10 protein-coding genes and 3 pseudogenes are annotated in these 14,920 nt (G+C 68.7%); 8 read left to right on the plus strand and 5 right to left on the minus strand.

What is annotated here, in order from left to right:
• Positions 1 to 75: 75 nt before the first annotated feature.
• Together ACIOC1_RS13290 and ACIOC1_RS13295 are read right to left on the minus strand one after the other, a co-directional pair.
• Entirely contained in the window at positions 76 to 1,365 is a 1,290-nt protein-coding gene (locus tag ACIOC1_RS13290) for a tol-pal system YbgF family protein (RefSeq protein WP_401853945.1), read from the minus strand.
• Positions 1,366 to 1,574: 209 nt separating this feature from the next.
• Positions 1,575 to 2,597: a hypothetical protein gene (locus ACIOC1_RS13295; protein WP_401853947.1), complete on the minus strand. Its 1,023-nt coding sequence runs from the start codon at positions 2,595 to 2,597 to the stop codon at positions 1,575 to 1,577.
• Positions 2,598 to 3,501: 904 nt separating this feature from the next.
• Here ACIOC1_RS13295 and ACIOC1_RS13300 point away from each other — a divergent pair.
• The 3 genes and pseudogenes from ACIOC1_RS13300 to ACIOC1_RS13310 form a co-directional block, all read left to right on the plus strand.
• Positions 3,502 to 3,684: pseudogene (locus ACIOC1_RS13300) on the plus strand (transposase); the annotation flags it as partial.
• A 353-nt stretch (positions 3,685 to 4,037) separates the two neighbouring features.
• Complete coding sequence (locus ACIOC1_RS13305) at positions 4,038 to 4,520, plus strand: hypothetical protein (RefSeq protein WP_401853949.1); 483 nt, start codon at positions 4,038 to 4,040, stop codon at positions 4,518 to 4,520.
• Between the two features lie 58 nt (positions 4,521 to 4,578).
• Positions 4,579 to 4,920, plus strand: coding sequence for a hypothetical protein (locus tag ACIOC1_RS13310; RefSeq protein ID WP_401853951.1), 342 nt, complete (start codon positions 4,579 to 4,581; stop codon positions 4,918 to 4,920).
• Between the two features lie 132 nt (positions 4,921 to 5,052).
• Here ACIOC1_RS13310 and ACIOC1_RS13315 read toward each other — a convergent pair.
• Positions 5,053 to 5,618: pseudogene (locus ACIOC1_RS13315) on the minus strand (transposase family protein); the annotation flags it as partial.
• A gap of 142 nt (positions 5,619 to 5,760) precedes the next feature.
• A complete protein-coding gene (locus tag ACIOC1_RS13320; RefSeq protein ID WP_401853953.1) occupies positions 5,761 to 6,174 on the minus strand; it encodes a DUF3224 domain-containing protein in 414 nt (137 codons plus the stop codon).
• A gap of 254 nt (positions 6,175 to 6,428) precedes the next feature.
• Between ACIOC1_RS13320 and ACIOC1_RS13325 the strand changes: the two genes are divergently transcribed.
• Entirely contained in the window at positions 6,429 to 6,818 is a 390-nt protein-coding gene (locus ACIOC1_RS13325) for a hypothetical protein (protein WP_401853955.1), read from the plus strand.
• Between the two features lie 286 nt (positions 6,819 to 7,104).
• Here ACIOC1_RS13325 and ACIOC1_RS13330 read toward each other — a convergent pair whose 3' ends face one another.
• Positions 7,105 to 7,506, minus strand: coding sequence for a hypothetical protein (locus tag ACIOC1_RS13330; RefSeq protein ID WP_355345470.1), 402 nt, complete (start codon positions 7,504 to 7,506; stop codon positions 7,105 to 7,107).
• Positions 7,507 to 7,892: 386 nt separating this feature from the next.
• Here ACIOC1_RS13330 and ACIOC1_RS13335 point away from each other — a divergent pair.
• The 4 genes and pseudogenes from ACIOC1_RS13335 to ACIOC1_RS13350 all read left to right on the plus strand — a co-directional run.
• A pseudogene (locus ACIOC1_RS13335) lies at positions 7,893 to 8,114 on the plus strand (transposase); the annotation flags it as partial.
• A 518-nt stretch (positions 8,115 to 8,632) separates the two neighbouring features.
• Positions 8,633 to 10,357: an amino acid adenylation domain-containing protein gene (locus ACIOC1_RS13340; RefSeq protein WP_401853956.1), complete on the plus strand. Its 1,725-nt coding sequence runs from the start codon at positions 8,633 to 8,635 to the stop codon at positions 10,355 to 10,357.
• Entirely contained in the window at positions 10,242 to 11,867 is a 1,626-nt protein-coding gene (locus ACIOC1_RS13345; protein ID WP_401854283.1) for a condensation domain-containing protein, read from the plus strand. The genes ACIOC1_RS13340 and ACIOC1_RS13345 overlap by 116 nt, the downstream gene beginning before the upstream one ends.
• Positions 11,864 to 14,914, plus strand: a complete 3,051-nt coding sequence (locus tag ACIOC1_RS13350) for an amino acid adenylation domain-containing protein (protein WP_401853958.1) — start codon at positions 11,864 to 11,866, stop codon at positions 14,912 to 14,914. Before ACIOC1_RS13345 ends, ACIOC1_RS13350 begins: the two co-directional genes overlap by 4 nt.
• Positions 14,915 to 14,920 lie beyond the last annotated feature (6 nt).

Consider the following 14,920-nt stretch of genomic DNA (forward strand, 5'->3'; position numbering starts at 1 on the left):
GACGTGGCCTTCCCGTTCCGGACGACCTGCTCGGCATTACGGTGAATCGGCCGGCGGGGCGCCGCTGGCGAACGCCTATGAGTGGCTCCGGTTGAGGACTTCTCGCGCTACTGGTTGCTGCCTGAAGGGCCGCAGTCGTGACCGCATCTCAGCCAGCGCGGAGGCGATCCGACCTGACCGCAAGTGGGCCTGGTCATCAAGGAAGAGGTGCCAGGCCGCGCATGCCTGTTCGAGGTGCCCTTGGTCGAGTTGCAGCCCGCCGAGCCGCGCATTGATCAGGGCACGTGCTCGGCGTTCGTCCGCAGGCCGTTGCCTCAGCGAGGAGGTAAGTTCCCGGATGGCCCGGGCGGGCTCGCCCGCGTAGGCGAATGTCTCCGCGCTCTGGTGTGCGAAGGCGGCGGCGTGGAAGTCATCGATCGTTCCCGTGCTCAATGGGCCTCGGGCAAAGGTCTGTTCAGCCCGGCGCAGTTCCGCGAAGGCCTTGCGGCGCTGACCGTTCGCCGCCAGGGTGAGTGCCCACTGGGAAGTAAGCAGTACGGCTTGCCCCGGCGGGAGGTCTGTGTTGTGCCGAGCTGCGGCCTCAGCGATGTCCAGGGCCAGAGACCGATGGCCCAAATGCAGAGCCTGGATGCTCATCGCCCGCAGGACGGTCGTATAAGTGCGCAGGTCCGCTGACGCGGCCGCCATGCGAACGGCAGTCTGGTAATACGACTGCCCTATTCCGTTCATGTTGTCGTCGAAGTGCATGTACCCGGCGAGATAGGTGAGTCGCGAGGCAGTGCGCAGAAAACGGTCGCGGCGTCCCGGAGGCATCCTCAGGACTAACCGCGGCGTGATGTCGACGGCCAAGTAGGAGGATAGGGCTTGGCGGGCCGCTCCACCGCCGAAAGCCATGTCGATCCGGGCGAAGACGGGAAGCATCAACTCCGTGGCTGGCACCGAGGTGGGCTCGGCCTCCCGGGCGTGCGGTACCGATGGCGCCAGTGGTACAGCGAAGTTTCCCTCGGCCGCGTCCAGTTCAAGGAGGGTCGTGTAGACGCTGGAATCCGCGAGTTCTTTCGTGGGCGGGCGAGCCAGCCGCACCAAGGACAGGCCGAGGTCGTCCGACTGGCGGGTGGCGACCGGAGCGTTGCCGTTCAGAAGGCCGGTGTCCGCAGCAGTGACCTGCCGTCCCAGCGCGCGAGAGAGGACCTCGGCCACCAGGGAAGGCACCGGTTCCGGAGGACGAGTTCCGGAAAGCCAGTGCGAGACGGACGTACGGTCGTAATGCAGGGCCAAGTCGACTTCACCGCCTGCCTGGTTGACGGCCCTGGACAAATGTCCGGCTGTCATGTTCGCCTCGCGTAAGAGAGCTCGCAGCCGCATGTTGGGCAATCGACCCACAGAGATGCATCCCCTCTCTTTTCCGACTTTAGGGGGAACAGAACACATACCCGCCAGAACCTCCGTCAGCACCTCGGGATGTCCCGGTCCGCCCCGGCTACACCACGTGATGAACACATTGCGCGGGCAGCCGCACGCCCCACCCATGCGGTACACACCGGCACGCCGGGGCCCAGAGGGCCAGCTGACGGTCAGCCGCTCTCCGTGTCGCCCCGGTCCACGAGGGTGGTCGTAACCTGTCGGGTCACGGCCGACGGCCCCAGACCCGTCAATGCCCGCAACGTGTCGGCCATGAGAGCGGGGCTGGCTCCAGGGGCCGCGACGATGCCGACCGCGGCGGCTCCCGCCAGCCACGCGGGCCTCACCTCTGCACTGCGAGCTGCCCCGTACGCCCGCACACCGGAATTCCTCAGGCTGGCCAGAGTGGGGGAGTTTTGGCGTCCCAGGACCAGGACGGCATCGCTGGATGCGGCCAGTCTGAGCAGGGCGTGCTCCCGATCGCTGGCGGCGTGGCAGTACGTGGTCGGGTCCTGGGGCAGCACATGACCCAGTGCGCCCCGCACCGCCTCGGCGACCATCCGGTTCCGCTCGCCTGGGGTCCCCGGCGCGGTCACCACCGCCACACGGCCGGGGGCCTCCACCCGGATGTCTCCTGCTTCGGCGACATCGTGCACCGTCCGGACCGCGTCGGGAGCCTGCCCGACCATGCCGGGCAGCACGGCACTGTCCCGAGGTCCGATGAGAAGGACGCTTTCGCCGTGCGCGGCGAATCTGCGGACCTCGGCCTGGGCGGCCGTCACCAGCGGACAGGTCGCATCAATAACACGCAGCCCCTGGCGGACCAGGGAGGCTCGCACAGTTGGGGCCACGCCAGCCGGCCCGATCACTACACGGGTGCCCGCCGCCACTCGGTCGAGTTCGTCCGTCGACAACGCGGAGTGGCCTTCATCACCGGCACCGGCTGAATAGTGCGGCATCGTGCCGGCCAGAATTCGCACCTGGCCGCCACCGGCCGACAAGGCCCCGTCCAGCAGAGCCTGGGCGCGCACGGCACCCCAGCACAAAGGATCACCTTCCGCGACCACGAACTGGCGAGTCCGCATCACAGCCCGCCAGGAAGCCAGCGCCCTCTGCAACGCGATCGAGGCCCCACCAGAAGGAGCCGCCCCTGCCAACCCTGCCGCCTGCCGGTCACGTTGCAAGTAGGACAGCACCTGGACTCCTGCCGCAGCATGGCCGGCCCCGTCCGGGAAGCTCGACAGAAGCGGAGGGGATTCGTCCTCATAACGCACAGACCAGCCTTCCCGCTGGAGAGCCCCTCCCAGGAACTCCGCCGCCCGGCAATGGACGAGCCCCCGGACGGGGTGACGGACCGTCGCGAAGACGGTGATCTCCTCCCGGCTTTCCAGGCCAGCCGCTACCTGCCAGTGCTCCGTCCTGCACGACCTCTGCATGTCTCGGCAGCCCTTTCCATCGGCACACTCCCGTCGCACCGGACCACGCCTCCGCCGAACCACACAACGGCGACAAACATAACGAACGGCGCGTTTCCTACTGCGTACTCGTGCCCTGCCCAAGGCACAAATATTGCCCGCCTCCGCATATGCCAATTGGATTCACCCATTCGTGTCACGCCCGACCCGCCGCCTCCGCAGCTGCGATCTCTGAGCCCGCCCCGGACAGCAGCGACGCCCAGCCGGGGAACGGCTCCAGCGGCTCCAACGCTACGAAGAAGGTCACCGCCGCAAGCGGCACTTCATGGTGGACACGCTCAGGGTGCTGTTGAACGTGATGGTCACGGCAGCAACGGTCACCGACCGCGAGGCCGGGCGCGCAGGCTGCTGGAGCGGACGTTCGCGGGCCTGATGCGCTCGCGCTGCCTGGCCCGAGACTACGAACGGCGCACCGACAGCGCCCAGGCGATGACCACGGTCATGCCGCCGCCTCGGGCTGGCAGGGACGCTGAACGTCTCCGGCCTGTCCTCGGCCAGCCAACCAAATGCGGCCAGACGCACGGCGTTCGAACGCAAGCCCTCGACCTTCACCGGAACCGGTTCAAGCCTGCGGCGGGACTGCGCCCCAACCTACGACCACGACATCTACAGCGACCAGGTCAGCGCACGTGGCATCGTGCCCGCGATCGCCCGCCACGGCACCCTGCACGGCACCGGACTGGGCACCTACCGCTGGGTGGGCGAGCGGCGTTTTGCGTGGCTGCACGGCTTCCGACGTCTGCGCATCCGAGGGGAGCGGCGAGCCGACATCCACGAAGCGTTCCTCAAACTCGCCTGCTGCCTCATCACCCACCGCCAACTCGGCTCGTTGTGTCAGCCGTTGTTAGCCGATGTAAGTGACGCCCCATACAGGACGTCGCCCGTCTCGCCGATAGATGTGCGCCATACTCGACCTGCAGAGCCGCGAAGAGGTCATCACGCAAGTGCATTCCGGATGCATCTTGATCCATTGGTGCAGCCAGCCCGACAACCTATGATCATTGAGTTCCGTTCACATGCAGCACACCCAGAGGAGGGACGTCCGAAACCGAACCACAGGTCGGAAACGTTGAATCACCCACACCGTTAATGAATTGACTCGACCTCGACTGCCTTCATAGATTTCTCACAACAATGACAAAGAGAAATCACGGAGGCCCCATGAAGCCGACCATGCGCACAACGACAAAAATCGCCGCCGCATTGGGCGCACTTATCATTTCCGGAGGTGTATCCACCGCCGCGCAAGCGGCGCCGGTCCAGCCAGCAGCGCTCAGCCCGACCGCGTGCAACGGCCAGACAGCGGGGCACATTGTTAAGTGGTACGCGCCTCACGTGCCGTACGCACTTGTACCGCTTCGGTGTGGAAGTAGCACCTGGGGTTTCAACCACATTCATTCCAAGCACTGGTCCGCCCACGTCGACGAAGATATTGCCAACACGTTGGCATACTTCACCTCTACTGTCCCGCAAGGGGGAAATTCCATAGCGTTCATCCTCCGTGACCTGGCCCCCTGCGAAGGTCAGTTCCGGGTTGTGGTCCAGTTCAACAGCTACGGGTCCACCGGCATCAAGGGGATCATCACCGCCTACCACGAGAACTCGATAACGCTCCATCGCGGTGAAGTCCAGCCGGCGTGCTGACAACTCGGCATCTGCGGAAAACTGCCGGACCGCAGTTCGAAGAAGGTACAGTGGCGGCATGGTAGGCGAAGAATTCCCACCCGCCGAGACAACGCGGCTCGTCGCGGAGAAGATGAAAGGTCTAACCGGCCATTCCCCACAGGCAGGCGCCCTTCGCATCGTCGACGCGCAGGGCACGGGCACGGGGACGGGGTGGCCGATCCGCGTCCGGGGGACGGTGGAATCAGATCAATGGCAGTCAGCCCGGACCTGGGAGACGGAGTTCGTCCCGGAGGACACGCTCGCCGGGGAGTCCGCGGAGGGGAACGCCTCCGCCCTCGCGGACTGTTTCCTCATCCTCGTCATCGAAGACCTGGCAGTGGGACCTGTTCCCGGCATCCAGGAGATCCTTCAGCCCTGATCCGCAACCCTCCGCCACAGGCGCGTGGAGGGGACGGCCCACGCGCCAAGTCCGCGGCTGCGAGTTCCTGCTCCCCCGATTCGTTCGGTGTGGACGACCTGGGTGACCGCCTGCACCGTGCATGGCCCGATTTCAGGCAGTGATGTTGCGGTCGGAGACGATGCCTGCGATGGCTCGGTAGGTGTCGGGGAGGCGGTCACGACGATGGGTCCAGCGCTGGAGCTGCTTCCAGCGTTTGTGATCGGCGAGGGCGCGTCCGACGGTGATTCGGTCGGACGAGTGGCCGTGGCGGTCTCGTTCCCGCTGTTCCGCTCTGCCGGGTAGTGCCCACGGGCAGGGTTTTCTCGGAGGGGTGATCGCTTGCCCACGGTGGTCGCGGCTCAGGCCCAGGCAAACTGCTTCTTCTTTCCCGAGACGAACGCGCGCCGTCCGCCGCGGCCGACCGGTGGCCGGCGGACCTGAACCTCGGTGGCGTCCAAACGCAACTCGACGCCCTCGGCCCGGGCGTAGGCAAACACATCCGTCAGCGTCCGAAGCCGCAGGCCGGGGCGGTCGGGAACTGCGCACCCCCGCTCCGCCAGGAGCGTGCGCATCTCTCCGATCGCCCGGGTAACGGTGGACCGGTCGACGCCGAACAGCAGCCCCAGCGCCGAGTGCGGCAGGTCGTGCCGCGGATGGATCAGCGTCGCCACCAGCCGGCCGTGTTCATGTCCGAGGAATCCCCGTACGAGTAATCACGTTCGGAGCGTCGTCCGGCGTCGGTAAGAGGAGTGACCACCCGGCCGGTCAGGAGAAGGAAGGCCAACGGATGTCAGGCGGCGCCGTTCCAAAGCCTGCCGCTCAGCCGAGCTGGTAGTCGAACCAGATACGGTGCGTGCCGTCAGCCTCCACAGCCATCCCGCCAGCGCCAACGATCCCCGCCAACTCGCCGGTGCCGCTTGAGGGCACGATGGTGAAGAACTCCGCAGTGCGGTCGTTGCCAGACGTTGTCGCCGAGTGCGCGAAGTTGAAGGAACCCTGCCGACCGTGCAGCGATCCGTCGAACGACTCCATGGCAATGTATGTGCCCACGCCGGTCGTCTGGTCGAACGCGGAAGTGAACAAGGTCGCCGAGCGGCCGGTTGCCTCCCCCTCGTAGTGCTTCTCCATGGTCGCGACACCGACCGGCAGCGCCGTGGATACGGCTGGCCCGGGCTTCAGCTCGGTAGGGACGAACGCTTTGACGGTGAAGGTTGCCGTTGCCGTAGCTCTCATGCGTCGACCGTACCGAGGGGGTCTGACAATCAAGCAGCACCTGAGGCAACCCCAGCCCCCAAGGAGACTTTAAGAACAAGCTAAATGCCTGTTTCGGAACCTCAATCATCAAGGGGAGGCCATGGCAGTTCATCGGCTACCGATACTCGAAGGTGGCTTGACCCTGTCGGTTACTGGCCCGGGTGGCTGTCGCATGCCTGCCTGTCCCTTTACTGTGTCCGTGCCGTAAGTCCCCGTGACAAGGAGACAACCCCATGGTCGCGTCAGCGTTACGTCAGCAGTTCGAACCGACCCTGCGCACGGACCGTCGTCCCCGGCGGTTGGCGCGGCGTGCCATCCTCGGAAGCTCTCTCACCGCCATATTCACGGCGGTAATGCTCACCGTCACCCAGTCCGCTGCCTATGCCGGCGGCCCCTACCTCTGGGCGAACGACGGCAACATAGGTCAGCGCATGACCGTGTGCGCTCAGACCCTCGATGTCCGTAGCTCCTACGGTGGCACGCCGTTCAACCATCTCACTTACGGACAAACGTTCACCGTGCACCAGAACTATGCGGAGTTCGGCAGCGAGTACGTGCGGGGCTTCGCCTGGGGCAACGTGAACGCGGAGGGTTTCGTGCAGAACGGCTGGTTCTGCTTTTAGACGTGAGCCCTCGGTTCCTCCGAATCAGGCAAGACCCTGGGCCAAGGTGCCCCTGGAGAACATGAGGACGATCAAGGTCCCGAGCGTTTTCGGCGGGTCCGGGGCGGAGACGCTGATCAGCGTCGCGGCTCCGCTCCCTCCCATCACACCAGCCTCAGAGGTTCCGTTCGGGGAACGGCCGCCGTGACCGTTCCCCGCGGGGGCCCGCACCCAGGTGGCATGTCGACCAACCTGTGGGTGCGGGCCCGTATCAGTTCAAGACGTTGGCGGCCATCGGGCGTGTCCGTCAGTGCCAGGCTGAGCATTTCTGACCGGATGCGGGACCATTCTCCGTGCATGCCCTGATCCACACGGGATGGCTGTAGTGGAATTCGCCGGTGACGAAGTGCACCGATGTCCCCGCACCCTTGCGAGCACAGTAGTTGTAGGCCGAGTTGGAGGCCTTGATGATCTCTCCGCAGCCGCTGTGCCTGTCGGCCTTGGTGTCGTAGACCTGGCCAGCCACCTTGGCCGTACTCCCGCTCCAGCAGATGGATGCAGCGATCTTCGCCCCGGTGGTCGAGGCGGTGGCGTCACGACACTTCCAGGACTGCGGGGCCGACTGCGCTGGCGCCGCCAGACCTAAGCCGACCAACCCCGCAAGCGCGACGGTGGCCGTGATCGTGGTGATGTGCCTGCGTACCTTCACGTAACCCGTTCCTCTCAAAACGTGGGGCTCAACGTCCGCCCGTAGCCCCTTCAAACACCGTTGCCCAATCCGAAGAGGAGGAGCGAGAAGAATCCCGGCCAACCTGGGTGCAATGGGATGTGGGATGTTCACGGCGCGAGGGAGGGGCGGTCATGCAGTAACGCAGTTGGCCTGAGACATAGCACTGTCAAGATCACATCGGCGGTGTGGCTGGCCCACGCCTGCCATGCCCATGGGCTCGGTGTCTGCCTCGCCGATGTCCGCCCGGGCGGCGCGGTTCCCCGCTCTGGCTTGGTCATCGTGAAAGGGATGAGACCACAGCCCCCATGTGGTCATGTGCGTTGTCGAGACGCTGTTGATCATGCAAGGCCGCGGGGGTGAGTCTGCTGAACGGTGCTGTCCGCGTCGAGTCCCTGACCGTGTTGTCGCGGTTCCGGACCGACTTCTACGATCGCCTGACCGCCCGTGCGGACGCGCTGTTCGAGCTGGCCGACGCCGTGCTCTGCACGGACGGACCGGTGTGATCGCTGGTCGACCTGGCGCTGGCGCCCGAGCATCGCCGTGGGCACGGTTCCCTGTACGCCGGCCTGAACCGCAGCGGGGTGAACAAGCCGGTCTGGCTGTGGTGGTCACGCACCGGCGCCACCGACGCCGACGTCGCACGCCCGCCCGGGTCCCGCGCGGGTTCCGGCACCTCCGCACGACGACTGGTCCTCCAGCCGGTGTACCGAAACCCACCACACCCGGCCCCGGCCGCCCACCCGGCTCAAAGAACCGCCTCGGCGTTCTCGTCCGGGCCACCGCTGCCGCCCGCGCATGGTCGGTCTGTTGTTGACAGCGCCGACTTTTTAACAGTCCCGATCTGGCAGACCCCGTATTCGGCAAGGTCGCCGCACCAAGCTGGGAGGAGTCCGCAGCACGTACCGGCCCGGACGCGCCGGTACGGTCCGAGCCGGCATCGTCACTTTCCTTGACGGGCCCGCGGAGCTGCCGAGCCTGCGGATTCCGTCCCTGGCAGCCGTCATCGGATCAGAACGGATCCCAGCCAGGAGACCGCAGCCATCTGTCAGGACACAACGCCAAGGACGTGAGTGTGACGAGTGCGCAGATACCGGCCGATGCCACCATGGCAGCTGAACCGGCCCTCACCGTACCGACGGCTTTCGAGCGGCAGGCGCGGGTGGCGCCGGACGCTGTCGCGGTGGCCGGGGACGACGGCGAGCTAACCTACGCACAACTGGACGCGCGCGCCGACCGCCTCGCCGCGCACGGCGTCCGGGCCGGCGACATCGTCGCCTTCGCCCTCCCACGCTCGGCCGACTACGCCGTCACAGTGCTGGCGATCCTCAAGGCCGGAGCGGCGTACCTCCCGCTCGACGCAGCCTATCCGGAGGACCGGATCGCCCTGATGCTCAACGACGCGAAACCCGCCGCGCTGGTCACCCGACGGGGGATCGCCGCTCGCCTCGGTACCGACACGACGGCCGGCCGGGCCGCATGGATCGTCCTGGACGACCCGGCGTTCCTGTGCTCCCTCACCGGGACGCGCCGGGGCCGTACGGAGGATGGGCGCGGGCCTATGAGCGGCAGCGGTGACGACTCGGCATATGTGATGTACACCTCCGGCTCCACCGGGCGCCCCAAGGGGGTGATCACCACACACGCCAACATCCTCGCGCTCGCCTCCGACCGCCTTTTCAGCACTCCCGCGCACCGCGCGGTGCTCGTGCACTCCCCGCAAACCTTCGACGCCGCGACTTACGAACTGTGGGTGCCGCTGCTGAACGGCGGCCGGGCCATAATGATGGCGGACGCCCTCGACTCCGACCGGCTGGGCGCCGTCGTCACCGCGAGCGGCGCTTCGGCCGTCTTCCTCACCACGGCGCTGTTCAACGTCATCACCGGCTTCGCCCCGGCGGCCCTCGCAGGTCTGGACGAGGTACTGACGGGCGGCGAGACCTGTTCACCGCAGGCCATGCGGGCTTTCCTTCGCGCCGCTCCGCACACCGTGCTGCGTCATGTGTACGGCCCGACCGAGACCACCACCTTCGCCACCCAGCAGCGAGTTACCACAGCGGACGCGGCCGGTCCGTCCATCCCGATCGGCGGCCCGCTCGACACGGAGCGGCTCTTCGTGCTTGACACCCGGTTACGGCCGGTGGCGGCCGGAGAGGTCGGCGAGCTCTTCATCGCCGGGGCGGGAGTCGCCCGCGGGTACCTGCGCCGACCGGAGACCACGGCCGAGCGCTTCGTGGCCTGTCCCTTCGGCGCGCCGGGCGAGCGGATGTACCGCACCGGCGACCTCGTACGCTCGCTGCCGGAGAGCGTCGTGGACTTCATAGGCCGCGCCGACGCCCAAGTCAAAGTGCGCGGGCACCGCATCGAGCCCGGCGAGGTCGAGGCCGCCCTGCTGGGCAGGCCGGAGGTGGCGCAGGCGGCCGTGGTCGTCCATCAGACAGGCCCCGACGACAAACGGCTGGTGGCGTACGTACGTCCGCGCGGCGCCCTGGAGAGCGCCGGGATCCGGGCCTCCCTGCGCCGTACGCTGCCGCCCCACCTGGTGCCGGACGCCGTCATCCCGTTGGACGCGCTGCCCCCTCAACGCCCATGGCAAGGTGGACCGCGCCCTCCTCGCGGACCGCCCGCTGCCGGACGGGCCGACGAACGCCGCAGCCGGGGACGACGAGCCACGGAACCGGGTCGCCGCGTTGTGGAGCGCGCTGGGGCTGCCCCCGGTGGAGCAGGGCGCCGCCTTCCTCGACGCGGGCGCCAACTCTCTCCAGATCACCCGGTTCACCTACTTGCTGCGCCGCGAGTTCGGCGTCGGCCTCCCGATCCGCACCGTCTTTGATGCCGGCTCGCTCGGCGCGGTCGCCGACCTGGTCAGCGCGGCCCGCCGCGGGGATCCCGGAAGCGGACCGAGGCCGCCGGAAGCGGGCCCGCGCCGCACGGAGCGGCGCCCTGACCCGCTTCCGCTGTCCCCCGGCCAGGCCCGGCTCTGGCACCTCAACCAGCTCGACCCCGGCCCCGCCTACCACGTGCCGCTGCTCATTCCGGTGGACGGCCCGGTGGACCCGGACGGCCTGCGGGCGGCGCTGAGCGCCTTGGTCGAGCGACATGAGAGCCTGCGCACTATCTTCCCGGTGCTGAACGGGGAGCCCGTCCAGCACGTCCTGGCGCCCGGCGACTGCCCGTTGGCGCTACGGACGCAGCGCGTCGAGCCGGACGGGATCGACGTCGCGGTGCGGGAGGCAGTGGCCGAGCCGTTCGACCTCACCCGTCAAGCGCCTCTACGGGCATGGCTGTTGCGCGGCCGGTCCGACCTCGCCGGGTCGGTCCTGGTGCTGGTCGTGCATCACATCGCGTGCGACGGCTGGTCCGTGGGGCCGCTGGCCAGGGATCTGGCGGCCGCCTACCGGGCCGTTCTTGCCGGGCGGGCCGAGGCACCGCGCGAAGCACCCGCGCAGTACGCCGACTTCACCGTCTGGCAGGATCGGGCCTTCGGGGCCGGCGCCGACTCCGCCGGGCCCGCCGCCGACCAGCTCGCCTTCTGGGAGAAGACGCTGGCGGATCTGCCCGCCGAACTCCCGGGGCTGTACGACCGCCCCAGGACGCCGGGCGCGCGAATGGGCGGCGGCAGCGGCTCAGTAGGCGCCTTCTGGCCCGCCGCCCTGCACCGAGAGCTGGTCGCGCTGGCACGCGGCAACGGGGCGACGCTGTTCATGGTGCTCCAGGCCGGGGTGGCCGCAGTGCTGGCCGAGTCGGCCGCAGCCACAGACCTCCCGCTGGGCACGGTGACGGCCGGCCGGAGCGACCCTCGGTGGGAGGAGGCGATCGGCTTCTTCGTCAACTCCCTCACATTACGCACCGACACATCAGGCGACCCCTCCTTCGCCGGACTCCTGGACCGCGTCCGGAGCACGGTGCTGGCTGCGTTCGAGCACCAGGACGTCCCCTTTGAACGGGTCGTGGAACGGCTCAACCCGCCGCGGAGTCTCGGCCGCAACCCGTTGTTCCAGACAGTCGTCGTGCTCCAGAACATCCCCTGGCCGACCGTCGATCTGGGCGTCCGTCCGGCCCACGTCATTGTGCCCCACAACGGCGCCGTGAAGTTCGACCTGCTGCTGGAGTTCTGGGAGCGGCGCGACCCCGCCGGCGAACTGTTCGGCCTCACCTGCGACGCCGAGTACGACCCGAGGCTGTACGACAGGGGCACGGTCGTCGGGGTCCTCGGCCGGCTCAGGCGCTTCCTCACCGCCGCCGCGGGTGACCCGGGACTATCGCTCAGCCGGCTCCTGGCCGCGTCCTTCGCGACGCCCACCGCCCACCCGGCCCGAACGGAAAGGAACCCCGCTCCATGACCACCACCCCGCCGTTGTCACACCTCTTCGAACGCCAGGCCGCCGCGCACAACATTGAGGCCGCGATCGGCGGCGCCCACGGCGCGCTGACGTACGGGCAGTTGAACGCCCGCGCAAACCGACTGGCCCGCCTTCTGGTGGACCGGCACGTCCGCCCCGGTACGACCGCCGCCCTGCTGCTGCCGCGCTCGACGGACCAGATCGTCGCCGTCCTGGCAGTGGTGAAGGCCGGCGGGGCCTATCTGCCGCTCGATCCGGGCCATCCGCCAGCGCGACTGGCGCAGATGGCGGCGGACACGGCCCCGGCACTCACCCTCACCGAGAGCCGCCTGCTCGACCGGCTGCCTGACGGCCTCGCCGCAAACGTGCTGCTCTTGGACGCCCCGCAGACGGCGAGGGAACTGGCTGTGGCCGCCCCCGACGACCTGGGCGACGCCGAGCGCACCCGCCCGCCGGCCGCGAGTGACCTGGCATATGTGATGTTCACCTCGGGTTCCAGCGGCGCCCCCAAGGGCGTGATGGTCACCCAGGCCAACGTCGCTGCGCTGGTCCTGGACCCCCGCTTGCGCAGTGCCGCGCACAGCCGGGTGCTGGTCCACTCATCGTACGGGTTCGACGCCTCGACGTACGAGCTGTGGGCGCCGCTGCTCAGCGGCCACCAGGCGGTGCTGGCACCGGACGGACCACTCGACATCGCCGGGCTGGCCCACTGCATCGCGAAGTACCGCATCACCTCGCTGCTGCTCACCGCAAGCCTGCTGCAACTGGTTGCCCAAGAGGATCCGGGCTGCCTGGCAGGCGTCCGGGAGCTGTGGACCGGCGGGGAGGCGGTACCGGCCGCCGCGGTGCGCGAGGTGCTGGCGCACTGCCCCGATCTCACCGTCGTGGACGCCTATGGCCCCACCGAGACCACCGTAGCGGCCACCAGCCACCGGCTCCGGCTCCAGGGCGATGTGCGGGACCCGGTGCCGATCGGCCGCCCGCTCGGAGGCAGCCGGGTGTCCGTGCTCGACGCGCGTCTGCGCGAAGTGCCGGACGAAACCGTCGGCGAGCTGTACATCTCAGGGGAGGGCGTCGGGGACGGATACGTCGCCAGGCCGGTGCTGACGGCCGCCCGCTTCGTCGCCTGCCCATTCGGGCTCCCCGGCGAGCGGATGTACCGCACCGGCGACCTCGGCTTCCGGTCGGCGAACGGCAACCTGGTCTTCGCCGGGCGCAACGACGATCAGGTGAAAGTTCGCGGGCGCCGCATCGAACCGGGCGAGGTGGAGGCCGCGCTGACCCGCCATCCCCAGGTGGGCCGGACCGCCGTCGTCGTCCACGGGGACTCACCCGCCGACAAGCGCCTCGTCGGCTACTTCACCGTCGACGGCACTGGCCCCTCCGCCGAGTCTGTCCGCGGATACCTGGCCGCCGAGCTGCCCCCGCACCTCGTGCCCGACGTACTGGTCCGGCTGGACCGGCTCCCGCTCACCACCAGCGGGAAGACCGACCGGGCCGCTCTCGCCGCCAGGCCCCTCACTCCTGCCGCGGCCTCGCCCGCTGCGGCGCCGCAGGACGACACCGGCGAACAGGTGCTCGCTCTGTGGGCGCGATCCTTGGGCGGCCGCCGAGCCGGACCGCGTGACGACTTCTTCGCGCACGGCGGCACTTCGCTCCAGGCCACCCGGCTGGTCGCCCGCACGGTCAAGGCGTTCGGACTGCGCCCCGAGGACAGCCGCGCCGTACTCCAGGCGCTGCTGGCCAACCCGACCCCTGACGCACTGACCGCGGCCGTGCGCACCGCCCGCGCCGCGCCCTCCGTACCGGCCCGGCGGCGCATCCTCCCCGACTTCGCCGCCGAGTCGGACCCGGGCACCGCTCTCGACTTCGCCGCGACGCTGGCGTCCCGCGCGAGCGGCCCCCGCCAGGCACTGCTGACCGGGGCGACCGGCTTCCTCGGCGCCCACCTGATCGCCGCCCTCCTGGCGGACACGGATCTGACGGTGCACTGCCTGGTGCGGGCCGCGGACGACGCACAGGCACTGCTGCGGGTCAGGTCGGCCCTGCGGGGCAACGGCCTGGAAGTCGCGGACCGGGACGCCTCGCGGATCGTCGCCGTCGCCGGGGATCTGGCCGCCGACCGCCTGGGTCTCACCCCGGAGCGCTACCGGTGGCTCGCCGAGGAGACGGACCTCGTCTACCACAACGGCGCACAAGTGAACTTCCTCTACCCTTACTCCGCCCTCTCCCCGGTGAACGTCGGCGGCACGAGGGAGGTCGTCCGGTTCGCCGCCGTCGGCCGGACGAAGTCCGTCCACTACGTCTCCACCCAGGCGGTCTTCTCGGCCGCCGGCCTGTCCGGTGTCCGGGGCGTCCACGAGGGCAGCATCCCTGTCCACCCCGAGCACCTCTTCATGGGGTACCCCGAGACCAAGTGGGTGGCCGAGGAGCTGATCCGAAAGGCCGGAGCCCTCGGGTTGCCCTTCGCCATCTACCGGCCGCACGACGTCACCGGCCACTCCCGAACGGGGGCGTGGAAGACCGACGGCTTCCTGTGCAGCCTCATTAAGTCTTTCACCGATGTCGGAGCCGCCCCCGACATCCGGCTGCCGATGGACTTCACCCCGGTGGACACTGTTGCCCGCGCCATCGTCCGGCTCTCGCTGGACCGTCCGGCCAACGGCTCTGCGTACCACCTCAACAGCCCGCGCTACGCCCTGCTGGAAGACCTCGTCGAGCACCTCAACCAAGCCGGCCACACCGTCGACACCGTCCCGTGGAAGATATGGGTGGACCGTCTGGCCGCGCACGCCGCGCGGGACGCCGAGTCCCAGATAGCGCCGTTCCTGCCGCTGTTCACCGAACGCCTGGAGCAGTCCGGCACCAGCGTCCTCGAACTCTACCTTGAGGACCGGATGCCAGCGCTGTCCTGCACGCGGACCTGGGACACCGTCAGGGCGCTGACCGGCCAGGCGTGCCCCACCACCGACCAACTGCTCCCGAAATACGTCCGGGAGCTCACCCGCAGCGGATTCCTCGCCCCCGTCGCACCTAAGGACGACTGATCAGGA

It is taken from the genome of Streptomyces sp. NPDC088197 (genome assembly GCF_044741185.1).
Taxonomy (GTDB): Bacteria; Actinomycetota; Actinomycetes; order Streptomycetales; family Streptomycetaceae; genus Actinacidiphila.